General features: G+C 47.7%; 20 protein-coding genes. 3 read left to right on the forward strand and 17 right to left on the reverse strand.

Annotation, left to right across the window (positions count from 1 at the left end):
• Positions 1-112 precede the first annotated feature (112 nt).
• From BN6465_RS17785 to BN6465_RS17865, 16 genes are all read right to left on the reverse strand, one after another.
• Positions 113-1,453, reverse strand: coding sequence for an FtsW/RodA/SpoVE family cell cycle protein (locus BN6465_RS17785; RefSeq protein WP_066737715.1), 1,341 nt, complete (start codon positions 1,451-1,453; stop codon positions 113-115).
• Positions 1,450-1,785 (reverse strand): PadR family transcriptional regulator, encoded by a 336-nt coding sequence (locus BN6465_RS17790; protein ID WP_066737716.1) that lies wholly within the window; start codon positions 1,783-1,785, stop codon positions 1,450-1,452. The genes BN6465_RS17785 and BN6465_RS17790 overlap by 4 nt, the downstream gene beginning before the upstream one ends.
• Before the next feature lie 102 nt (positions 1,786-1,887).
• Positions 1,888-2,757, reverse strand: a complete 870-nt coding sequence (locus BN6465_RS17795; protein ID WP_066737718.1) for an SIR2 family NAD-dependent protein deacylase — start codon at positions 2,755-2,757, stop codon at positions 1,888-1,890.
• The gene (locus tag BN6465_RS17800) at positions 2,757-3,152 is read right to left on the reverse strand and encodes a pyridoxamine 5'-phosphate oxidase family protein (protein WP_066737720.1); all 396 of its coding nucleotides are present in this window, start codon (positions 3,150-3,152) and stop codon (positions 2,757-2,759) included. The genes BN6465_RS17795 and BN6465_RS17800 overlap by 1 nt, the downstream gene beginning before the upstream one ends.
• A 321-nt stretch (positions 3,153-3,473) precedes the next feature.
• A complete protein-coding gene (locus BN6465_RS17805; RefSeq protein ID WP_066737722.1) occupies positions 3,474-3,917 on the reverse strand; it encodes an Rrf2 family transcriptional regulator in 444 nt (147 codons plus the stop codon).
• Positions 3,918-4,055: 138 nt separating this feature from the next.
• Entirely contained in the window at positions 4,056-5,276 is a 1,221-nt protein-coding gene (gene pepT, locus BN6465_RS17810) for a peptidase T (protein WP_066737725.1), read from the reverse strand.
• Between the two features lie 201 nt (positions 5,277-5,477).
• Entirely contained in the window at positions 5,478-6,776 is a 1,299-nt protein-coding gene (locus BN6465_RS17820) for a glycine/betaine/sarcosine/D-proline family reductase selenoprotein B (RefSeq protein ID WP_082891770.1), read from the reverse strand.
• Between the two features lie 13 nt (positions 6,777-6,789).
• Positions 6,790-8,082 (reverse strand): glycine/sarcosine/betaine reductase component B subunit, encoded by a 1,293-nt coding sequence (locus BN6465_RS17825; RefSeq protein WP_066737734.1) that lies wholly within the window; start codon positions 8,080-8,082, stop codon positions 6,790-6,792.
• The gene (locus BN6465_RS17830; RefSeq protein ID WP_066737736.1) at positions 8,082-9,962 is read right to left on the reverse strand and encodes an aminopeptidase P family protein; all 1,881 of its coding nucleotides are present in this window, start codon (positions 9,960-9,962) and stop codon (positions 8,082-8,084) included. The genes BN6465_RS17825 and BN6465_RS17830 overlap by 1 nt, the downstream gene beginning before the upstream one ends.
• 41 nt (positions 9,963-10,003) lie before the next feature.
• Positions 10,004-11,701: a M3 family oligoendopeptidase gene (locus tag BN6465_RS17835; RefSeq protein ID WP_227183511.1), complete on the reverse strand. Its 1,698-nt coding sequence runs from the start codon at positions 11,699-11,701 to the stop codon at positions 10,004-10,006.
• 10 nt (positions 11,702-11,711) lie between these two features.
• A complete protein-coding gene (locus BN6465_RS17840; RefSeq protein WP_066737740.1) occupies positions 11,712-12,674 on the reverse strand; it encodes an ABC transporter ATP-binding protein in 963 nt (320 codons plus the stop codon).
• Complete coding sequence (locus tag BN6465_RS17845; RefSeq protein ID WP_066737742.1) at positions 12,671-13,648, reverse strand: ABC transporter ATP-binding protein; 978 nt, start codon at positions 13,646-13,648, stop codon at positions 12,671-12,673. The genes BN6465_RS17840 and BN6465_RS17845 overlap by 4 nt, the downstream gene beginning before the upstream one ends.
• A 39-nt stretch (positions 13,649-13,687) precedes the next feature.
• On the reverse strand, positions 13,688-14,566 hold the full coding sequence (locus BN6465_RS17850) for an ABC transporter permease (protein ID WP_066737744.1): 879 nt from the start codon (positions 14,564-14,566) through the stop codon (positions 13,688-13,690).
• Positions 14,567-14,572: 6 nt separating this feature from the next.
• On the reverse strand, positions 14,573-15,508 hold the full coding sequence (locus BN6465_RS17855) for an ABC transporter permease (protein ID WP_066737747.1): 936 nt from the start codon (positions 15,506-15,508) through the stop codon (positions 14,573-14,575).
• Positions 15,509-15,538: 30 nt separating this feature from the next.
• Positions 15,539-17,077, reverse strand: coding sequence for an ABC transporter substrate-binding protein (locus BN6465_RS17860; RefSeq protein WP_154670286.1), 1,539 nt, complete (start codon positions 17,075-17,077; stop codon positions 15,539-15,541).
• Positions 17,078-17,159: 82 nt separating this feature from the next.
• On the reverse strand, positions 17,160-18,371 hold the full coding sequence (locus BN6465_RS17865; RefSeq protein WP_066737751.1) for a metal-dependent hydrolase family protein: 1,212 nt from the start codon (positions 18,369-18,371) through the stop codon (positions 17,160-17,162).
• Between the two features lie 364 nt (positions 18,372-18,735).
• On the opposite strand from BN6465_RS17865, the gene BN6465_RS17870 reads away from it, so the two are divergent.
• Genes BN6465_RS17870 through BN6465_RS17880 form a run of 3 tightly spaced genes read left to right on the forward strand, consistent with a single transcriptional unit; the run spans position 18,736 to position 21,745 of the window.
• Positions 18,736-19,341, forward strand: a complete 606-nt coding sequence (locus tag BN6465_RS17870; RefSeq protein WP_066737753.1) for a TetR/AcrR family transcriptional regulator — start codon at positions 18,736-18,738, stop codon at positions 19,339-19,341.
• Positions 19,342-19,366: 25 nt separating this feature from the next.
• Positions 19,367-20,641: a peptidase T gene (pepT, locus tag BN6465_RS17875; RefSeq protein ID WP_066737756.1), complete on the forward strand. Its 1,275-nt coding sequence runs from the start codon at positions 19,367-19,369 to the stop codon at positions 20,639-20,641.
• Positions 20,642-21,745 carry an aldo/keto reductase gene (locus BN6465_RS17880; RefSeq protein WP_082891771.1) on the forward strand — a complete coding sequence of 368 codons (1,104 nt, stop codon included), beginning with the start codon at positions 20,642-20,644 and terminating at the stop codon, positions 21,743-21,745.
• On the opposite strand, the gene BN6465_RS17885 is transcribed toward BN6465_RS17880, so the two are convergent.
• The gene (locus BN6465_RS17885) at positions 21,742-22,737 is read right to left on the reverse strand and encodes a Gfo/Idh/MocA family protein (RefSeq protein ID WP_066737758.1); all 996 of its coding nucleotides are present in this window, start codon (positions 22,735-22,737) and stop codon (positions 21,742-21,744) included. The two genes, BN6465_RS17880 and BN6465_RS17885, sit on opposite strands and share 4 nt — an antisense overlap.
• Positions 22,738-22,740: the final 3 nt, after the last annotated feature.

Raw genomic sequence — 22,740 nt, forward strand, 5'->3', positions numbered from 1 at the left:
CATGACCTTATGAATTTGATATGAAGATTGTGAGCAAAAGAACAAAGTTTTCTGTGTAAATAAAAACCCTTGTCCTGACTTTCTAAGCCAGAACAAGGGCAAACAATTTACTTTAGACCCACATTCTTTTTCCTTCTGCCGTGCTCTTCTGCGGTATCACATTTTGATACCGGTAAATACTGAGTATCAGCCCCAGCATACAATAGGTCACCAGCATACCCGACGCTCCGTTAGTGACAAAGGGACAATAGATAGCGCTGTTCGGAAAGATGCCTGTATTCACAAATATATATAATATTAACTGTATTAAAAAAACAACGGAACTTGAAGCTCCCATCAGCATTCCCAGCTGATTTTTTTGTCTGAGGGATATACGCAAGAGGCGGAAAAACAAAAACGCTATCAACCCCGCCAGCAAAATCGCTGCCATAATCCCATAGTATACCGCCACATAAGAAATCACAAAATCCCCGCTCTCCGGTAGTACAATTTTTGATGTGTTTTCAGCGGCTCCAAAGAACTTGCTCTCTGAAAGAAGTGTCCTGACCATACTGATTTGATAGCCGCCTGCCGAAGGATCCAGACTAATCCATGTCCGCAGCCGCATACTCTGATACTCGGCGCCAAACTGCATCACTCCAAAATAGAAGATGAATGGCAAAAGTGCTGCTCCCGTCCAAAGTACCGCCAGTGTCTTCTTCCTTGAGATTCGGAACCAGTCTTTGTAGACCGCGATGGACAGCGTCACAAGAAATGTAGGAAGCAGAATGACTGCCGTTGTGATACCGGAAATGACGGCAGCCGCAGACAATATGGCAAACATAAGAGCCAGCCCCTTTACCACCGCTCCTAATTTCTGCTCTCGGAAACTGTACAATACTCCGGCATAAAGCGGGACAAACAAAAAGAATAAATATGTGTAAGATATGGCAGTTCCTAAAATCGGAATCTTAAAATAATACTTTCCGTTGTATTGCATTCCAAAAAGCCACATATTTAGAATCATAACGATTGCGAGAAGAGCCATCAGCTCTCTTGCCCAATATCCGACCCGGCTGTAATCTATATGGCACACGGCCAGCATCAATCCAAGCCCAATAAACATATAAAACACATTATGCCCTAAACCACGCACTAGAATCGTTGAATCCTCCATCTGCAGCTTCAGCAGGTATTGCACCATCAGCCCGGCGGCACTGAGTATACCAATCAGAGCAATCATCCCCCAGGCCATCTTAGGCCGGTGTATTCTGTCCAGCTCATTCCCTGCTGCCACCGGATCTCCCATCTCCCGGACCGCGGCTTCCTCCGCCTCACGTCTCTCCATCCCTTCACTCATAAATTCAGCCTTCTGCTCTTCAATATGCCCCCTAATCTCCTCTGAAACGGCGCCTCTCGCCTTTTTACTGCGAATCTGTTCCGTCAGAATCTGTAAATACTCCTCCTGTCTCATACCGCCCCTCCTATATTCAACACATGCAGCACCGCCTGAGAGTACATGTTCCACTCTTCTCTTTTCTCTCCCAGTACTTTATGCCCCTCCTGAGTGATGCGGTAATATTTACGGGTCTTTCCTCCCGACTCCTGTTCATAAGCTGTGAGAAGATTCTTCTCCTCCAGACTGTGAAGAAGCGGATAAAGAGTCCCCGCCTTTAATTCGAACACATTCTGCGAGCGCTTTCTAAGTGTGTCAATCATCTCATAACCATACATGTCTTTCTCCGACAGCAGCTTCAGTAATAACATTGAAGTACTGCCCGAGAGAAGACTCTTGTCAATCGCCATGTAAATTCCTCCTTCCATTTGTAAATATTATATCGACCATCTACATACAGTATATATCGGTCATCGATATATGTCAAGAGGTCATTACAACAGAAAAAGGCCTTACAGCAAATCGTCTATCACTTTCCCTATATCACCATTGATGCAGACCGACCTACAGGCAATTTCTTTTGGGCACACAGCTTCCCCGTAATTGACACACGCAAAGACAGCTTGCGGGTTTTTTGCCGTCATCTTCCAAAATGGATATTTAATAATACCCGGGGTATTTCCACCTACTCCAAGTTCCATGAAAAGAACGTGCCGCTCTTCACAGCGCCGGATAAAATCATCATATCTTGCGGCCGCGGCATACCAGCCTTCATCCTGTACGAAAGTATCATCACATCTCAGATTCATTGTCATAGGCCTTCCGCACACAGGGCATTTTGGTACCAGCTCTGCTGGGATTTTCATATCTCTTTGCTCCGAGGCCATACGGTATACCATCTCTTTATTGTCATAAGTCTTATCATGGCAAGCCTCTGAGCATTGCCAGAGACCGTAGTCTCCCTGTGTGTAGAACAATCGTGTTTTGTCAAACCCTGCAAGCTGAAACTGATGGTCAACATTGGTCGTCAACACAAAATACTCCTTATCTTTTACCAGACTAAACAGATCGCTGTAAGGCTTGCCAGCGGAAACCTCATACCGGTTCACGAGAATATGCCTTGACCACCAAGCCCAATATTCTTCCAATGTATCATAGGGATAAAATCCGCCCGCATACATATCGCTAATCCCGTATTTATCATGAAAATCCGAAAAATATTTTTTAAATCTTTCTCCGTTATACGTCAATCCGGCCGAGACGGACATTCCTGCACCTGCACCGATTACAATCGCATCGGCAGTTTCTATCTCAGTTTTCAGTCTAGCAATCTGTATCGGGTAACTCTCGGCAGATGTCATACACGGTTTCTTTAAAAACATTAAAACTCATAAGGTGGATTGCCCGAAAAGTCAGCAATCACACCGTGAGGATTTGCGAGGTAGAAAACCTCAAAAATAGGATTGGCCGCTTCGCCGTACTGTCCTTTTACAATGGGGTTTTGAATGCACATTTCTTTCGCCGCCATATTATTTTCAAATACAGCTTTCCCATGAAGCCTTATCCAAGCGTACTCGGGACTGGAGACTGAAATTTCAATTTCGGGATTTGCCTGCATATCTTCATAGACATCCTTTTGGCTATTTGTGCAGAACCAAAGCTTCCCTTCAAGCTCTCCCGAAAACATAAATGGGCGGCATTTTGCCTTCCCATCACGACCGACAGTTGCGAGATATTGTACGGGATTCTCATTCAAAAACTCAATTACTTTCTTCATAGCTATTACCTCCGTTTTTTAATTGTAATCTTCTTTGTTACAACCGAAGTATAACGCCTTTTCGTTGTAATGTCAATAGTTACATCGTATTTTTTACACCCCTTTTCCTATAGAACAAAGTGGACAAGTCCACTTCAACTCCCTATATCCCTCACTCATGAGGGACTTGTACACTTTGTGCGCCAATGTGCGGCTGCGAAGCAGCTTTCCTCTGCACATTGTGTGCATCCCCCGGAGGGTTTTATTATATAGGAAAGTTCGAAGGACTTTCCTATATAATAACAAAAAACCACCTCCTTTGAGGAGATGGCTTAAACGGTATTATCGCTGTTCACTTGCAATATAGGTCTGCGTATCTCTTACGACATCCGCAACGGTTATATTTTTCATTGATTGTTCTAAAGAGCTCTGGATGATATTGAGCTTGTCGTCAAGACTGTGATGGATATTGCGGCCGACAGGACAGTCTGTATTAGGATTTTCATGGAAATGGAAAAGTTGATTGTTTTCTATACAGTCAACCGCATTGAAGATGTCCAGAAGAGTAATTTCATCCATCGGCTTCGCGGCACTTACCCCGCCGCTTCCTCTCGCAACTGTTACAAGCCCTGCGGCCTTTAACTGTTGTAATATTCTTCTTATCACTACTGGATTGACGTTTACGCTCCCCGCTATAAAGTCACTTGTCAGCTTATACTCATTCTCAAATGTATCTATACAAGCAAAAATATGAATTGCTATTGTAAATCTGCTTGAAATCTGCATATGGCGTCCCCCCTTTGTGTCGGTAAGGATATTATAGCACGCGTTTGATGTAGGGTCAATGGTTACAACGAGAGAGGGAAAAAAGAGGGAATCCTTCCCTTACAGAAGTCTTCCCTCCCCGCTCAACCATCTTTTTATTTAGCTTTCTGCGTAAATTCTTATAATCTCTTTTGTAATCTCAACTACCTTATCCATAGCTTCTACGGTAATGTGCTCCATCGGGCCGTGGTATGCATATCCGCCGGTTCCAAGGTTCGGGCAGGGCAGACCCATGAAACTCAGTCTTGCTCCGTCTGTACCGCCTCTGATCGGTGATACGTCTGGCTCAACTCCTACGTTCTCGATTGCCTTTTTCGCATTTTCGATCAAGTGGAAGCATGGCTCCACCATCTCCTTCATGTTGCGGTAACCTTCGTTGATGACAAGTTCTACCGTTCCTTCTCCGTATTTCTCATTCATCTTCTCTGCGATTTCCTGAAGGAATGCTTCTCTCTTCTCGAACTTCTCTCTGTCATGGTCTCTGACCATATATGTAAGTCTGGCGTACTCTACCGCTCCTTCTGAATTGTACAGATGATAGAAACCTTCATATCCTTCGGTTGTTGCCGGTGTCTCATTTTCCGGAATCATGCCATTGATTTCCATAGCGATGAACTGTGCGTTCACCATAATATCCTTTGCGCTGCCCGGATGCACGTTTACGCCGTGTACCGTAAAGATGGCGGTAGACGCGTTAAAGTTCTCATACTGAATCTCGCCTTCCTGCCATCCATCCAACGTATAACCATACTGTGCTCCAAAACGCTCAACATCAAAATTGTCCGGGCCGCTTCCGATTTCCTCATCCGGTGTAAATGCTACACAGATTTTCCCGTGAGGCAGTCCTTCCTTTATAATCTCGTCCAAAGCAGTCATGATCTCTGCGATTCCCGCCTTGTCATCCGCTCCCAGAAGCGTAGTCCCATCGGCAGTAATCAGAGTTCTTCCTGCAAGCTTTGTAAGATGCGGGAAATCTTTGACGCTGATAACTCTGCCGCTGTCTCCAAGTACCACATCTTTTCCGTCATAATTTTCAATAATCTGAGGCTTTACATCCTTTCCAGAAAATTCCGGCGCTGTATCCATATGTGCGATAAAACCGATGACCGGCTTGTCTTCACATCCCTCTGTCGCCGGGATACTGCCATATATGTAACACTTATCGTCCACCTCGGCGTTGGCCACACCAATCTCGTGCAGTTCCTGAACCAGCTTGTGCGCCAAATCGAATTCCCTCTTTGCGGAAGGTACGGTGTCGCTGCCTTCCTCGCTTGTCGTCCAAACGGACACATAATCCAGCAATCTCTTATAAGCTTTCATTATTTGCTACTCCTTTTGATATATTTTATTTGGTTTCTTATATCCCCTTGGTAAATATAACACAATAAATGGTTTTATACAATATTGTTTTGGGTGAAATCACCAATACTCTGTAACAAATAAAGAGGCTGCCTGAGATAAGCAGCCTCTTTATCAAGAGAGTATCCGGTACCGAATCGGATGTTCTGATATTGTCTTAAATTAGAAAAATGTCTGTTCTTCCACGTCCGTGGAAATGGCTGTCACCGCACGCATCATATAGTCTCTCCGCATGGCGAGCTGGTCGTCAACAGGCAGGCTTGAGTCACTGCACGGGTTCGTTATCGCTACGCCCGGAATAATTCGGTTGCTTCCGATTACCCTTGCCACATCGACCATATTAGTAATGTGTGCCACCGGAATTCCCGCACGCTCGATTTCTTTTACCATCGCTGCACCGCAGCGTGTACAGCTTCCTCACGTACTTACGAAAATGCATCCGTCCACCTGCTTGGCATGTAAATCTTCCGCCATCTCTCTTCCCATGCGCTTTGCTTCTTTTACGATGGTAAGATTGCCCGTGGTCACGTACATTTCCGGGTGAAGACTTCCAATAATGCCCTCCTTCGCAAGCTCTTTTACGACTGACACCGGCACGAGAGCCTCCGGATCTTCATTGACATTGTTGGTACTGTAACCGCCATGAACACTATAGAATTCCCCTTTTCGAAGGGCATCCAGATTGGAGATGTCGTATGTTTCCCAAGTGGAGGCCGTGCCGGACGGGATGTGGTCGGGATTCCCTACAGGGACGAGGCTGCCCGTAGTGACAAGAGCCACTTTCGCCTTACTCATATCTTCGATTCCTTTGGCGGGAACAACTCTGTCGCTCAGCTCGATCTTCATCTCCGTTTCATAAGGCTTCCCTTCCAATCTGGCGAGCATCATCTCGACGGCACGCTCGACCGGCGTCTTCTCCACGAAAACTGCCTTGCGTATTCCCCTCGGGAAATATCCTTCTTCCTCCGCTCCTAAAAGCTCCTCCCCGGCTAAAATCTTGTTGGCCAAAGCCGCGACTGACGCGATATCCTTGCGCATCTTCACAGCGCTCTTATTTCCCTTTAATATGTAAATATCGCTCTCCCGAAACGCGTCGACACCGGGATTTTCGGGATTCATGCTGGTAAAGACCGGTACTTTATATTTCTCGCTGACAAATTTGCATATTTCCCCGCAGCTCATGCCATAACGCCCGGACTGAAACGCGGGGCCCGCAAAGAAAATATCAAATTCTTGTTCGTCGAGAAACTTCTGGATAGTCTGGAGCGCTTCCTCTTTGTGCCCTGTCATATAATTGTCACCGCAGATTACCGTATGCGTTATTTCCACATCTTTCAGCGCGTCCTGCAATGCCATGCCCGGCCCTACCGCTCCTGTTTTGATAACCGGAGCGAAATCAGCCTGATCTTCACCACCAATATTTCCAAAAAACTGATTAATATAATGTATCGCTTTTTTCATCTGCCTTTTCCTCCTAAAAATCCTTGACGGTCTCGCAAAGCCACCCTGTATTGTTTCCAGAGCCGCTTAAGGCAAAGGAATTTATGACAATTGACCCATCCGGCCTCAGGCTGGGGCCATATATTGAGTGCGTAGGCCATGTGCCAAAATAGTAATCCCTGACGATAGACTCCAAATCTCCAATGACATGCTCCATAGGCGGGAGTTCGAGAATCGCGCTGGTCTCCCCGGTAGATACGATTGCGACAGCCCGGGGGTCTACCGTCATCTTGCCTGCATGTTCACAAGTAATGCCCACCGTTTTTACTCCACGGGATTCAAGCTCTGCTACATTGTAAAAAAAGTCTACATCTATATTGCTGCCTCCGCCCCACTCGACAATGACGGCTGCATCTAGTTTTAACAGGGACGCCATTTCACCTGAGCGCAGTTTATTGGCATTCTTCACTTCATCGGATACGTCAGCCGGTACCAGTATCACACCGACAAAGTTGACTGTTTTGCCGTGTTCTTTATACAGGCGCCGGATAAGCGGTAAGTTCTGCGCGTCGTAAGTGGTCATTGCCTGTCCTTCGCACTGTCCGGCTACAACATAGCCGTCCAGCATTTCATTTGGATGAATGAACACAGGCGCCATATTATGGCAGTCTCTTCCGGCAAACTTCTCGTTCAATCCTGCTTCCAGCTGGCTTACCACTGTGAGAAAAGCGGCGACACGGGGCAGCTTTTTCTCTTCCGCCTCCGCGGCTTTGGTCTCCAGATCATAAATCTCCCAATCTTCCGGCTCCTGTCCTTCCAGCGCCTTCCCAATGTACTCCGCCAGAAGATGGGCCGCCAGACGATGTTCTTCCTCCACCCGGAGCGTAAGTTCAAGGTCCTTTTCATTGACACGCTCTGCATAAATGACCAAGTTCACTAATTGAGATAATGCACTGTACTGTGCCCCCGGCCCGCTCATATCCACGATTCCATTATCCATATTGCTGTATTTGCCCGAAACAATTACCGCTGTCTTCTGCATTGCGTAGATAATTCCCTCCCCGCATTTGGATACGGCTCCCGTATATCCCGGGAAGATACAGCGTCCATCCGGCCGGAATCGCACTGCCACAGCAGCCTTTGCCGGTGCGATACGTACACTGTCCCCCGGATGAACTACATAGAGCTCAATGTTTTTCAGCTTGCCTTCCGGATTGATGTGGGCGATGGCTTCTTCCTTATTCACGGTCAGAAGTCCGTCGCTGAACTTTGTTTTATCTCCGAATACGATATCTTTTACATAAAAATTGCCTACTTTCAGTGCCATTATGATGTTCCCCCTTCATCCTTTCTTATCGTTCCACTTTTAAATATGGGAGCCGTGGCTTTCCGTAAGTATTCCACTTCTTCTTCCTCCAAATGAGGGCTTAACACCTCAAATGTCTTCGCATGGTACGCATTGATCCACTCCACCTCGTCATCATGCAGCAGATCCGGCTTAATAATCTCCCGTTCCAGCGGATGATAGAACATATTGTCAAACCGGTAGAACTCGCCGAATTCATTGACGGTATCCGGTACTATGACAAGGTTATCCTCCACGCGCATTCCATATTTCCCCTCCCGGTATACCCCCGGCTCCAATGCCATGGTATTTCCCAGCTTAAGGGGCAGCTCCGAAAATGCCCAGTCTTTTTTATAGGAAGCCTCCGCAAGCGTCTGAGGCCCTTCGTGCAGACAGTTGCAGTATCCTAATCCATGCCCTGTGCCATGTCCATACTGAAGATGATGGTTCCACATGACAGTCCGGGCAACACTGTCCAAACACTGTCCGTTGGTGCCCTTACGGATAACCTGACGGCAGATTGCGATGAACGCCTTTAATACTACCGCATAGTCCTTCCGTATCTGCTCATCGTATTCAGACGGCCCCAGATAAATCGTCCGGCACATATCGACAGAGCCACAGATATAGTGAGAGCAAGCGTCAACTACGATGAGGTTCGACGGTTCCAGCTCATCGGACTGTTCTTCTGTCGGTGCATAATGCGGCCATGCTCCATTTTTCCCATAACCTGCGGACAATGTTATGACACCAGCGTCATAAATGTATTCCGGGCTGCGCTTTCTGTATTCCTCCAATAAAAGATGGGTGTCGTACTCTGTGATCCGCTCCTTGCCCACATGCTCCCTCAGATACCGGAACATACGGAAAAGGGCGATACTCTCCATGATGTTGGCGCGGCGGATATTTTGCAGCTCCACCGGATTCTTTACCGCCTTCAGATCGTTCACGATATCGAATCCCTTCACAATCACACACGCTTCCGGAATGGAGGAAGGCATAAGGTAATTAGTCCTGCTCGGATCCATATACACCCGGGCTCCCGCAGGTATCTTCCTAAGCTGCTCCACCAGAGCCTCTACAGGGTATATTGTATAACCGTCTGCAATAAGCTTTTTCTTAAGCGTTTCGGGTATCATCTCTACTTTACAAAATAGCTGCAGGGTCTCCGGTGTCACCACCATGTGGGACGCAAAAATAGGACTGATCGATTCATATCCGCGCATATTGGTGAGCCACGGCGGCCCTTCCAGACCACCCACCACATAGTACTGGGCGCCTCGTGCCTCCATTTCCCTGCGGACTTCTGCCTCTTTTTCCTTCCGTGTCTTTCCTGCGTATTTGATGTCATGCTCCCAGATAGGCCTGTAGTCCGGCTCTGGCCTGTCCTTCCAGATGCGGTTAATCAAATCTTTCCCCGGTTCTATGACGATGGACACGCCAGTGAGGCTGTCAAAGTGTTCCTGCATCAGCAGTCCTTTTGACGTGCTTATCGTACGCCCGTCCACCCCGAATACCAGCCGGCTTTTCCCGCTTGCCTTCGCATAACTGCTTATCCAGCCCAGATAATGTTCCGCCGGGACTTCCGACACATTGTATATCTGCACGCCCTCCACCTGCACCTGAGCGGCAGCCTGCAGGTGATAACGGGAATCTGTCCAGAACCCCACCTGATCTTCTGTAATGATCGTATAGCCGGAAGAACCGGTAAATCCTGTCAGCCAGCGCAGACTGCGCCAAAAATCATGTACCACGCCAGAGATTGCCATGTAGGCGTCCTCTGTCGTCACCATATAAAAATCCATAGCTTCCATTTTCATTTCCCGACGCAGGCAAGCAATCTTTTCCTCAAACTCTGTCATGAACGCTCCCTTCTTCTGGCCGGCGGCCAGAATATTTTGACTTATCGTTTCAGGTCATTTAACAATTCATTTAATTTATTTTCTGCATAGTCTCCCAGTTCTTCAAGCATTCCCTCTTCAAACGGGGACGCTATCTGTCCTTCTTTTATCATATCAAGATAGGGCACCCAGCCTCCGATTCGGCATATATTCAAATAATTGCCCCAGGCGGTCTCTTCCCCCTGCTCGTTTATCTGGCGGAATAACTGCAGCGCACTGGTCTGGGCCAGCGCATAGTCAATATAGTAAAACGGACTCTGGAAAAGGTGCAGCTGCTTATACCAGAAAGTACCCTTGTTAAAAAAGCTGTCCTTTCCATAAGAGCGGTGCGGGAGATAGATCTTCTCCAGCCGCTTCCAGACTTCTTTATAGTCTTCCGGCCCATACTCCGTGTGGGAATACACCTCGTCCTGAAATTCGTCGATAATACAGCACCACGCAAGCAGGGTGAGACAGCTGGCAAGATGCGTGTATTTCTGCCTGCCCACATCCCCGGCAAAAAACGCTTCATAACTCTTCCAGAAAAAGAACTCCATTCCCATAGAGTGTACTTCACAGGCATCCGATGCCGGGTAGAACAGCTCCATTGCGGGCATATCCGGAGTCATGTACAGCTGGAACGCATGGCCCAGCTCATGGGAATACACCTCCACGTCCTTTGGTACATTGCTGAAGTTGGTCTCTATGAACGGGGTCTTGGGATGGGGAACAAAATACGCCATACCGCCCAGTGCCTTATTAGGCCTTGCATAGAGGTCGAGCACTCCGTGGGACAGTATGAATTCATAATATTCATGTGCCTCCGCCCCCAGACTGTCCATCGCCTTTTTCGTAATTTCCTTGAGCTCTTCCTCATTTTGGAATTTCAATTCCAGCTGTTCCGGGAACATCAGCTCTTCATCGTAAAAATACAGTTCTTCCACCCCTAAGCGGAGTCGCTGCTCTTCCCGTATTTTTGTATTGATCGGCACAATGTATTTCTTGACATTCTCCCGGAAACTGCGCACCTGCTCCAGCGTATAGCCGCTTCTCTGCCTCTGCCGGAACGCCATCTCCACGTAGGAGGGGAATCCCAGCTTTCGTGCCTGTGTCCGGCGGACTTTCACAAGCTCGTCAAAAATTTTGTCAAATTCCGCTTCCCGCTCTCGATAAAACCGCTCGTATGCGGCGTACCCTTTTTGTCTTTCCGCCCTGTCAGCGCTGCTGAAAAGTGCGACTGCCTTCGGGTAGGCCTGCTCCACTCCGTCAATCACCACATTGCCAGCAGAAAGCCGGATACTTTCTGACATCAACACATTTTCTTTTTTGATATCTTCCACGATTTCTTCCGAAAAAACATCCCGGTTGCAATCCAGCAGATTGAAAAACTGTGGAGAATACCGCTCCTTCAGCTCCTCCGTAAACCGGGAAGCTTTCAGAATCTGATAGAACTTTGCGTCCAGCGCGCTCCACACGGGATTGAACTCCGCCCAGAAAGCATCTTCTTTCCGGTAAAACTCATCTGCGGTATTCAGTGTATAGCGTATTTTCACAATCTCCCGCATAGAATAGAGTTCTCTGCGAAGCTCCATCAACTCGTCCACCGCCGCAATCTGCTCCTTGGCGTTTTCTGCCTGTTCAATCAGAGGCAGTAGTCTGTCATACTTTGCCCTTACTTCTTCCGCCTCCGGCCTGTTATACTCATAGTCCTGAAATTTCATCTTCTGCACCTCATTTCTCTCCGTCAAAAAGCCTGCAGCTCACAAAATGTCCCGGCTCTACCTCCCGCAGCGACAGTTCGCAACTGGTGCACGCCTCTGTGGCATAAGCACAGCGGGGCGCAAATCTGCATCCCGGTTTAGGGTTGATCGGACTTACGACTTCCCCTTTTAATATTTCCTGCTTTTTCCCCCTCACAGAAGTATCGGCAACTGGTATGGCGCTGAGCAGCGCCTTCGTATACGGATGTATTGGATTCGCAAATATTTCTTTCGAGCTGGCAAGCTCGATACATTGTCCCAGATACATGACCGCTATCCGGTTGGATATATGCTTTACGACAGAAAGGTCGTGCGTGATGAACAGATACGTCAGGCCATATTCATCCTGCAGATCCATCAGCAGATTCAATATCTGCGCCTGAATCGACACATCCAGCGCCGATACCGGCTCGTCACAGACGATGACCTTGGGATTCAGGGCGAGGGCTCTGGCAATCCCGATACGCTGACGGCGTCCTCCGTCCAGCTCATGGGGGTAGGCATTGATCAGGCGGGGAGCAAGGCCCACCGTCTCCATCAGCTCTTTTACCCGCGCCTCCGTCTCCTGTTTTGTCTTGTATACTTTATTGAGATTAAGAGGCTCCGCAATCAGGTTGCTCACCGTCATACGGGGATTCAGCGAGCTGTAGGGATCTTGAAATATAATCTGCATCTCTTTGCGCAGTTCTTTGAGCTTACTGCCTTTAAGCTTCGTGATGTCTGTGCCGTTATAATAGACAGAACCCGAAGTGGCTTCGTGCAGCCGCATCACCAGACGTCCAAGGGTGGATTTTCCGCAGCCGGATTCCCCCACTATCCCAAGAGTCTCCCCCCGGTTGATGGAAAAGTTGATTCCGTCCACAGCGTGCAGATCCCCCTGTCTGGTCTTAAAGTATTTTTTTAAGTCTACTACTTCAATCAATTTTTCACTCATACCTGTCTCTCCTTAAACAAATGGCATCTGACATAATGTTCACCGCCCATGCCGCAGCTGTCCGGGACTTTATTTTTACAGATTTCCATACATTCGTCACAGCGGGGATGGAAATAACATCCTTCCGGCAGATCTGCCGGGTCAGCCATAAGCCCTTTTACCGGTGTTAGGCGGCGGGTCTCGACCGTGAGATCCGGTATGGAGCCGAACAGCCCTTTCGTGTACGGATGGTGTTCTCTGCTTTTGTCAAATATCTCATATACTGTGCCGTATTCAATAATCTTCCCTGCATAAATGATTGCCACATGGTCGCAGATCTGAGCCACAATCCCCAAGTCATGGGTAATCATCAACATGGACATGTTCAGCTTTTGTTTCAGTTCTTCCATCAGGTGCAGCACCTGCGCCTGTATCGTCACGTCTAGGGCTGTCGTCGGCTCGTCGGCTATCAGCAGCTCCGGATTGGTGGACAGCGCAATCGCGATAATCACTCTCTGCTTCATGCCTCCGCTGAACTGGTGGGGATAATCATTTTTCCGACTCTTCGGTATCCCTACTAATTCCAGCGTGGAATCCACCATGTCGCTGAGTTCCTGCTTTGACAGGCTCCGGTGGAGGTCAATGGCCTCGGCAATCTGGTCGCCGACAGTGAGTACAGGGTTCAGGCTGGACATGGGATCCTGAAATATCATGGATATCTTATCTCCCCGCACTTTTCGGATTTCCGTGTCATTTAACTCCAGCAGGCTTTTTCCCTCAAATAAGATGTCGCCGGATTTGATCTGCCCGACTCCGGACTGAAGGAGCCGGAGGATGGACAGGGCAATTGTCGTCTTGCCCGCCCCTGTCTCGCCTACCAGTCCAAGTGTCTCTCCCTTTTGGATGTTCAAGTCTATCCCATTCAGTGCATAGTTTGTATCCTCACTGGTCTGATACTGTACATGCAAATCTTTTATTTCCAAAATATTTTCCATAGTATCTCCTTCTCATTCAAGTATGCTTCCGCGTATCCATCAGTTCTTCAGCTTCGGATCCACCGCGTCGCGGATACCGTCGCCCACAAGATTCAATGCCAGCACCGTCACCATGATGAATAATCCGGGGAAAATAACCAGATTAGAATTATACCGCATGACATCACGTCCTTCAGAGAGCATGTTGCCCCATTCCGGATCAGGCGGCGTCACGCCCAGTCCCAGATAACTCAAGCCTGCTGCTGTCGTAATGCTCCATCCAACGCCCATCGTGAACTGTACGATCAAAGTCGCCAGTACGTTGGGCAGTATATGCTGCATCATAATATGTACCCCATTCCCCCCGACAGCGGTGGAGGCCTCTATGAATTCGTTGTCCTTAATGGTGAGGACCGAAGAACGGGTCAGTCTCGCATAGCTTGGCACATTCGCTATAGAGATTGCCACGATCAGGTTGGTGAGGCTGGGTCCCAGCACGGATACGATGGCAACCGCCAGAATCGTGGTAGGCAGCGCGATGAACATATCAATAATACGCATGAATACCGCGTCCACCGTTCCACCCATGTAACCTGCGACAGCGCCCATGAGCCCCCCTACCAGCAGCCCGATAATACTTCCGGAAAATCCTATGAGCAGGGAGTAGCGTGCTCCCCATACAATACGGTAAAAAATGTCCCGCCCAAATCCGTCAGTGCCGAATATATGCTGAAAACTCGGGGACGCCAGCTTGTTCGGAATATCCTGTGTGATAATATCTTTTTCGTAGTCAAGCAGAAATCCTCCCAGAATGGCCGTGGCAAAGATGATTAAAAGAATGACCAGACCTAGGATGGCCAGCTTTTCTTTTTTAAAACGGTACCATACATCCTGAATAAAGGAACGACTTTTACGTGGTGCTGAATCTGTATTCTTCATATGCTATCACCTCTTATTCTCATACTGTGCTTTAATACGTGGATCGATAAAACCATAAGATATGTCAACCAGCAGTGTTACAACACAGAATATCAGTGATGTCACCAGCACGGCGCTCATAACAACCGGAACGTCCTTTGTACGCACACCGTTCAAGAGCAGCGTTCCCAATCCCTTCATACTGAACACGGACTCGATCAGGACTGCGCCGCCCAAAGACCAGCCAAAGTTCATTCCAATCGCCGTCACTACCGGTATCAGGGCGTTTTTCAGTGCATGTTTGACGATGACCACCTTTTCCGGGGCCCCCTTTGCCCTTGCCGTGCGGATATAGTCCTGACGTATGACCTCCAGCATGCTGGAGCGGGTCATACGCATATTGGACGCGATGTTCGCGGCGGACAAAGTCAAGGTGGGCATAATAAAATGTATAAACTCAGTGGAGCCGATCGCCGGCAGCCACTGAAGTTTTTCGGCAAAAATCAGCATCAGCATAAGTCCCAGCCAGAATGACGGCATGGCCGTCAGCAGTAAGGCTATAATGGTCGTTATGGCGTCAAAAAGTGAATTCTGCCGCAGGGAGGACAACACTCCCAATGGGATGGATATCGCCGTGGAGACTACCATGACAAGTATCGCCAAAAAGAAGGTCGTGGGAAACCGGTCCACGATTTCATCCATGACCGGCATCCTTGTCCGGTAGGAGTTCCCCAGATCACCGTGCAGCAGACCGCCCATATAGTTAAAATACTGCTTGACGGCAGGCTGGTCTGTGCCCAATTCTGCGCTGAGCGCCTCTATCTGCTCTTCCGTTGCCTTTTCTCCGAGAATCAGACGGGCAGGATTGCTGGGCGAAAGCTGCATAATGGTGAAAATGATGATAGATATACCTATAAGTACAGGTATCACTTGTAAAAGTCTTTTTAAAACAAAACGCCCCATACCTTTCCTCCTTTAAATTTAAACTTGCATTTACCAGTAATAATTGTAGATATCATATTCTCCTACCGGAGTTGCCTCGACACCCTTAAGGTCTGAGTTGTGGGCAATATTGGCGGTCGGCCAATAGATGTATTTACAGCAATGGGCATCTTCTACGAGCTGTATCACTTCTTCATATATTTTCTGGCGCTCTTCCGGGTCTGTGCTTACCTCGCCCCGTGCCAGAAGTTCGTCTATCTCCGGGCTGTTCAATCGGTAATAGTTACCTGCCATAACCCCGTCAGATCTGTAAACATAGCGGAATGTGGAAGACGGGTCCGGTGTGTACTGGCCGAATCCTCCGAACTCCATCTGGAAATCACCATTTTCAAGGTCTGCATAGAATGCAGAGTTCTCAAGCTGTACAATCTCAACGTCAATGCCGATTTCTTTCAGATTCGCCTGAATAACCTGAGCATGGGTCGTCTTGGAAGACTGGCATTTTAATTCCAGTGATAGACCATTTGCATACCCCGCCTCGGCGAGCAGCGCTTTGCCGCGCTCTACATCACGTTCAGCCTCTTTGAAGTTATCGCTGTAGCCGACCTGTCCTTCTCTGATAAATCCGTGGTCGGCGATTTTTGCTTCCCCGTATTCGGCCCCGTCTATGACGGACTTTTTGTCAATCGCAAGACAGATTGCCTCTCTTACTTTATCGTTGGAAAGCACCTCGTCCTCCATGTTGAGCGAGAGATAGTATGTATTGTTGCCGGATACTGTCTTGAGGGTAAGTCCCTCTGTATTACGAATCTGGTCAAAATCTGCACCGTTCATTGTCATAAAAGCATCGACTTCACCCGTTTCCAGCGCTACAAGGGCTGTACTGCGGTCCGTGATAAATCTCCATGTAACATTTTTGATCGGCGCTTCGCCATCCGGGTAATTCGGATCCGCTTCCATATCAATCTGCATGCCCTGTGACCAATTCACAAACTTGTAAGGGCCGCATCCGATAGGCGCTCTGGCAAACCCGTCCGGATCCGCCTCAACCACGGCTTTGGGAACAATATTTGCAAAATCCGCGATATAATACGGGAGATTGTTGTCAGGTTGATTCAAGTTAAAACGGAGATGTGTATCATCCACTGCCTCTACATTGTCAACAGCGTCCCAGAAGACATTTTGGAAAGCAGATTCCATCGTGCGTTCCATGCTGTAGAGTACGTCTTCCATCGTAACCGGATCTCCATTGTGAAACTTAAAATCTGTGCGCAATGTCATGTCAATCGTCATGCCGTCCTCAGATACCTCGTAAGATTCGGCAAGTCCCGGTTTGATTTCATCGGTAACAAAATCATGTGTGAGCAGAGATTCAAAAATAGCCAGCATCAAATTGGCCGTACCGATATTGCTGTGCATGTGCGGATCCAGCGTACTGATTTCTGCGGCCATACCAATCACGAGGCTGTCACGGGAACTCTCCCCCTTTTTCTCCCCAGTGCTTTTGCTCTTACTGCCGCACGCGCCAAGTAAGGCTGCCGTCATCGCGAGAGTTACTACAATTGCTACCATTCTTTTGAAGTTTTTCATATTCCTTCTCCTTCCTTTTTCCTTTTGTTTTATTTTCAATATACAGCCCCCCTTTTGTGGAAGTGTATATCAAACACTATATTTATCTGACTATCTTACCGCCCTTGATGATATACATCGGTTTCTTGTACATGACGCTGAAATCCTGTGCCGGGTCCCCGTCAATGACAAGCATGTCCGCACGTTTCCCTGTTTTAATCGTGCCGATGACATCATCTCTTCCGATGAGCGCCGCATTTTGAATCGTAGCCTGACGCAGGATATCGATACCGGCAAATCCGAACTTTTCTTTCCGGATTCTCAATTCTCCAAACGGGTCTTTCAAGAACTCGTCCATAAATAAATCTGTGCCAAATCCCATGAGTATTCCCTTGTTATACGCATATTTCATAGCGTCCAGACAAACTTCGAACATCTCTTTTGCCTGTCTTGCATATTTCTCTGCGTCAGGATAATTCCAATCCGGATTCATAATCTGTGTGAATATAGAAAGCGTAGGCACGATACCGGCCAGCCGCTTCAGCCCTTTTACATAATCCACTGTCTCATGGGATATCAGCGTCGCATGCTCCACCGTGCGTACTCCGCAGCGAAAAGCCTGCTCTGCCGCCTCTGCCCCGTGGGCATGAATCGCCACATAACTCCCCTGCATCTCGGCCGCTTCAACGGCTGCAATGATTTCATCGTCAAACAGGATGCGGCGTCCCGGAACTGTGCCGGGGCATATCATGGAGCCGCTGCCGTAGAGCTTGATGAACTGTGCCCCTTTTTGCAGATTCTTCCGCACGCCCTCCCGTACCTCCATGGGCCCGCTGACTTCATATGTAGTATATTTCCATATGGAGACATCCGTCCCCTGCAGATAGGGAACCAAGGTGAGCCCGCACGGGATGATCTCCGGCCCTTCCAGCAGACCGGACTCAATGGCCCGTCCAAGGTGGACTGTGGGATATTCCTCCGTATCACCTGCATCCCGCAGGGTGGTGTACCCATATTCAAGAAATTCTTTCGCGTAGCGGTAACACTCAAATACACGGTCACCCGAATATATATTTGCGCATTCATCGGCATTTTTCGACATATAGAGATGGACGTGAGCGTCAATCATTCCCGGCATCAATGTGGCTCCACCAATATCAAACACCTGAAAGTCTCCCCCCTCAGATACCGTACCGCATGGCAGAATCGCTTCAATCATCCCATCCTTCACATATACGTCACCAAATACAGTATCCGTCCCCTCCGTAAGCTCACGGATGAACTTACAATTTTTTATGACCAGCCCGTCACTCATGCCTCCATCCTCCCTATATTGAACATTTTATTTTGTGTCTTTTTTCGATATATGCAATTCAGTAAATCGCATTTACTAAATCCAATTTACTGCATTATCCCACATAACATCAGTCTTGTCAATATCTTTATATTCTTTATCGATATTATCTATATTTCACATCCAAAAAGCCTTTTCTTCTGTTTATCACACACATATTTCCTTGTTTTCAAACGATTCAGTCTTTTTGTATCCTCACCGCAAAATGTAAGTGCACTTAAATATCACTTGACAAGTATCCGCACTACTGTTATATAATTTATATAAGATTTACTGAATTGGATTTACCGAATTCAATCTATACTTTTAAAGGAGAATTTCTATCATGGGATTAACAAGAAAAGAGCAAGCTGCCCGCTCCAGACAAAAATTGTTGGACGCGGCTTGTGAATTAATTAGAAAAAACGGATATGACGCCACTTCAATTTCTGACATCACGCAGGCCTGTGGCATGTCCCCCGGTAATTTTTACAATTATTTCAAATCAAAAGAAGATCTTATACTGGCAATTGAGCGGGAACCATATGACTCATTTTTTGATGAACTAGAAAAAATCAGTGATCAGGCTACTATTAATCAATTGTGCAACTACATAAAATATTATGTCGACATCGCCGTCAACAAGTTCGGCGTAGGCTATAACCGGCAATGGTACGCCCAGCATATGCGTCCCAGAGAAGACTTAGAAAAACCGACCAAGCTGGAAATCACCATAAACGAATGCCGCCAGATACTGACACACGGTGTCCAGTCAGGAGAACTTGCCCACAATACACCTGTGGAAGATTTATCTGAATATATTGCGTTTGAACTGCACGGGATGAATATCTGCCACATTATGTCCGAAGGGACTTTTGACGCAATGGCTTGGACCGACAAGTACTGTGCTTACGTTGAGAATGTTATGCTGAAGCCATATTTTGTCCACTGATATTAACAGGAGGTGCTTTTTAGTTATGAATGTCCAAGATAGATTAATAAAATACGTACAGATAGATTCCGCTTCGGATCCATTTACCTCGCATCCTTCTACCCCGAGCCATCCCCGGGAGTGGGATATGGCGCATTTGCTGTACGATGAAATGAAGGAGCTGGGATTCTCCAACATCCGCCTCAGTGACAATTGTTATCTCTTTGGTGAAATACCTGCCAATATCCCGGATTGGGACGGGCCTGTCATCGGATTTATCTGCCACATGGATACTGCTTCGGAAGTGCCTGCGGAAAACATAAAACCACAGATAATCCACTACGAGGGCGGCGATGTGCTTCTCAACAAAGAGCTTGGCATCACAATGTCCAATAAGGAATATCCTGTTCTTGACCAGTTTGTCGGCTGTGATTTGATATGTTCGGACGGTACCACACTGCTCGGCTCCGATAACAAAGCTGCCATAGCAGAGGTGATGACTATGGCGGAAACTCTTTTCCACGATGACAGTATTAAGCATGGGAAAATAATGATTGGCTTTACACCTGACGAAGAGATTGGACGCGGCGGCGTGTATTTTGATATTGAAGACTTCGGTGCGGATTTTGCCTACACGCTGGATGATTGTACCTTTGGCGTATACACGCCGGAAACTTTCAACGCTTTCAATGTAGATGTATATTTTAACGGTACTGCCATACATACGGGCTGCGCCAAAAATATTCTCGTCAACGCCGTGAAACTGGCCGAGGAATTCGATTTCCTTCTCCCCCAGCAGGAGCGTCCCGAATTTACTGAAAAACGAGAGGGATTTTATCATCTGCACTCTTTTGACGGTACCATCGACAAAGCACACCTGTATTATCTGCTCCGTGATTTTGATTCAGACGCACTCGAACACCGGTGTGATATCATGCGTAACGCCGCCAATTTTATCAATGCAAAATATGGAGAGGGACGGGTAGAGCTTGTCTTTCATGATATGTACCGCAACATGAAGTCCGTCATAGACAAATACCCCAAAGTAACAGAACTTGTCTATGATACATTGCGTGATATGGGCGTTGAGCCGATATGCGAAAGCTCCCGCGGTGGATATGACGGGTGTACTATTACACTCAACGGGCTGCCCTGTCCTAATATTGGCTGCAGCATGTACAATTGCCACGGGTGCAAAGAATTTTCTGTAATTCAGGAAATGGAGAAAGTTATCGACATGATTACTCAGATGGTGAAACGCGCGGCTGATATGTCAAGAGAAGATTTCTATCGCTCCGGGCAGGCACACACGGAGGAGTAAATGATGTATTATAAATCCTTTAAAGGCAATAAAATCTCAACGCTGGGTCTGGGAAGCTTACGGCTTCCCACTGTTCCCGGCCATTCAGATATAATTGACCGCCCGAAAGCCCAGAAGGTAATCGATCAGGCATTTGCCAGCGGTGTCAATTATTTTGACACTGCCTACACCTACCACAATGGAGACTCCGAGCGTTTTCTTGGAGAAGCGCTTTCCAAATATCCCAGAGACAGTTATTACCTTGCCACGAAATTCTATGTGGCCGCCAGCACAAATATTAGAAGCGTATTTGAAGAACAGCTTGAACGGTGCCGGACAGATTATTTTGATTTCTATCTGCTCCACGGAGTTCAGGAACAATACATGGACAAATACATGGATTCCCAAAAGAACTATATCGGCTATCTTCTAGAACAGAAAAAGGCGGGACGCATCCGTTATCTCGGCTTTTCTTCTCATGCGGCGCCGGATGCTCTCGAGCGCTTCGTCAACTGGTATCCTGATTTTGATATGGCCTTGATTCAATTAAATTATCTGGACTGGACATTATTAAATGGAAAACGCCAGTACGAAATCCTGACAGCACATCAGATACCCATCTGGGTGATGGAGCCGCTGAAGGGCGGACGCTTGATTTCCCTAAACGAAAAAGCGGAGGCCATCCTACACGGGACAGCCCCCCACAATTCTCTTCCTTCTTGGTCTTTCCGCTATCTTCTCGGACTGGATAATGTACAGTGCGTGCTGAGCGGGATGTCAACGCCCGGACAGGTTGCAGAAAACGCGGCTATTTTTGAAGAAGGAAACAAGTTATCGCAGCAGGAATCCGACGCTCTTGCGGAGGCAGCCGCCGCATTTAAAAATGATTTGGGCATCCCCTGTTCCTCCTGCCGTTACTGCTGCCCTGCCTGTCCTGCCGGGCTCGACATTCCTTTGCTGATACAAGGTTATAATGAATTATCCATAAGCGGAGAGACATGGAGGATTTCCAGCCTGTCACAGACAGCCGGCCCCGATGCCTGTATCCAGTGCGGTGCATGTTCGAAACGATGCCCGCAGAAAATCGATATCCCCGCCGTGATGAGAGCTTACAGAGGCAGTTAACCTGCTGCCTCCAAAATCATATCCAGTATCCGTGCATTGCCGACAGTCTCCTCTTCTGTAATATAGGGAGACTCTTCTCCAAGCACGCATCTGCTGAACTGTGCAATCTCCAGCATATAATTGTCCGGACACAGCACGGTATATTCTGTGCATTCTTCGTCCTTGATTTCCACATTGTCCACGATACCGTTCACCGTCACGGTGAATTTACAGATATTGCGGCAGTTAAAATTGCATGGCACTTCAATCCTTCCTTTTTCTCCCACCAGCGCGTAATAGCCTCTGGCATAAGAATTCAAGGAGGAGTAGCCTGCCGCCTGTGTCCCGTCCTCATACTTCAGCAGGAAGGTATTGCTCACATCCACACCGTACGTGTCATCTATCTCCGCAAGCGCTTTAGCCTGAACCGGCATTTTGCCGAGAAGATAGGAAATCACACTGATGTCGTAACACGCCATGTCATAAAAAGCGCCTCCGCCAAGCTCCCTCTGCATGCGGATATTCCCCATGTCCGTCAGGACATCTGTCAAATGGGCCTCCACATATTTTATCTTACCGATAGTTCCTGCGTCCGCTGTCTGTTTTACTTTCTGCACAAGTGGCGCATGGCGGTAGGCGAAGGCTTCCATCAAAAGAACGCCTCTTTCCCTGCAATATTGGAACATTTCCCTTGCCTGTGCTTCATTCATCGCCAAGGGCTTCTCGCAGAGAATGTGTTTCCCTGCGTCCGCCGCTTTTTTTACCCACTGACAATGAAGCGTGTTGGGAAGAGGAATATATACTGCGTCCACCTTAGAATCCGCAAGAAGCTCCTCATACGCCTCATATGTTTTTTCTATAGGAAATAATTCACTGAATTCAGCAAGTTTCTCTTGTCCCCTGCTGGCCACCGCATACAGACAGGCATTATCTGCCTTCAAAAGCCCGGGAATCACCCGGTTCTTAGCGATTGCGGCGCAGCCCAATATTCCCCAGTTTACCTTTTTACCCATTGC

It is taken from the genome of Bariatricus massiliensis, from assembly GCF_900086725.1.
Classification (GTDB): Bacteria; Bacillota; Clostridia; order Lachnospirales; family Lachnospiraceae; genus Allocoprococcus; species Allocoprococcus massiliensis.

Coding starts and splice junctions, on each gene's coding strand:
- BN6465_RS17785 (WP_066737715.1), bottom strand. CDS start 1,453: ATGAGACAGGAGGAGTATTTACAGATTCTGACGGAACAGATTCGCAGT.
- BN6465_RS17790 (WP_066737716.1), bottom strand. CDS start 1,785: ATGGCGATTGACAAGAGTCTTCTCTCGGGCAGTACTTCAATGTTATTA.
- BN6465_RS17795 (WP_066737718.1), bottom strand. CDS start 2,757: ATGTTTTTAAAGAAACCGTGTATGACATCTGCCGAGAGTTACCCGATA.
- BN6465_RS17800 (WP_066737720.1), bottom strand. CDS start 3,152: ATGAAGAAAGTAATTGAGTTTTTGAATGAGAATCCCGTACAATATCTC.
- BN6465_RS17805 (WP_066737722.1), bottom strand. CDS start 3,917: ATGCAGATTTCAAGCAGATTTACAATAGCAATTCATATTTTTGCTTGT.
- pepT (WP_066737725.1), bottom strand. CDS start 5,276: ATGAAAGCTTATAAGAGATTGCTGGATTATGTGTCCGTTTGGACGACA.
- BN6465_RS17825 (WP_066737734.1), bottom strand. CDS start 8,082: ATGGCACTGAAAGTAGGCAATTTTTATGTAAAAGATATCGTATTCGGA.
- BN6465_RS17830 (WP_066737736.1), bottom strand. CDS start 9,962: ATGACAGAGTTTGAGGAAAAGATTGCTTGCCTGCGTCGGGAAATGAAA.
- BN6465_RS17835 (WP_227183511.1), bottom strand. CDS start 11,701: ATGAAATTTCAGGACTATGAGTATAACAGGCCGGAGGCGGAAGAAGTA.
- BN6465_RS17840 (WP_066737740.1), bottom strand. CDS start 12,674: ATGAGTGAAAAATTGATTGAAGTAGTAGACTTAAAAAAATACTTTAAG.
- BN6465_RS17845 (WP_066737742.1), bottom strand. CDS start 13,648: ATGGAAAATATTTTGGAAATAAAAGATTTGCATGTACAGTATCAGACC.
- BN6465_RS17850 (WP_066737744.1), bottom strand. CDS start 14,566: ATGAAGAATACAGATTCAGCACCACGTAAAAGTCGTTCCTTTATTCAG.
- BN6465_RS17855 (WP_066737747.1), bottom strand. CDS start 15,508: ATGGGGCGTTTTGTTTTAAAAAGACTTTTACAAGTGATACCTGTACTT.
- BN6465_RS17860 (WP_154670286.1), bottom strand. CDS start 17,077: ATGAAAAACTTCAAAAGAATGGTAGCAATTGTAGTAACTCTCGCGATG.
- BN6465_RS17865 (WP_066737751.1), bottom strand. CDS start 18,371: ATGAGTGACGGGCTGGTCATAAAAAATTGTAAGTTCATCCGTGAGCTT.
- BN6465_RS17870 (WP_066737753.1), top strand. CDS start 18,736: ATGGGATTAACAAGAAAAGAGCAAGCTGCCCGCTCCAGACAAAAATTG.
- pepT (WP_066737756.1), top strand. CDS start 19,367: ATGAATGTCCAAGATAGATTAATAAAATACGTACAGATAGATTCCGCT.
- BN6465_RS17880 (WP_082891771.1), top strand. CDS start 20,642: ATGATGTATTATAAATCCTTTAAAGGCAATAAAATCTCAACGCTGGGT.
- BN6465_RS17885 (WP_066737758.1), bottom strand. CDS start 22,737: ATGGGTAAAAAGGTAAACTGGGGAATATTGGGCTGCGCCGCAATCGCT.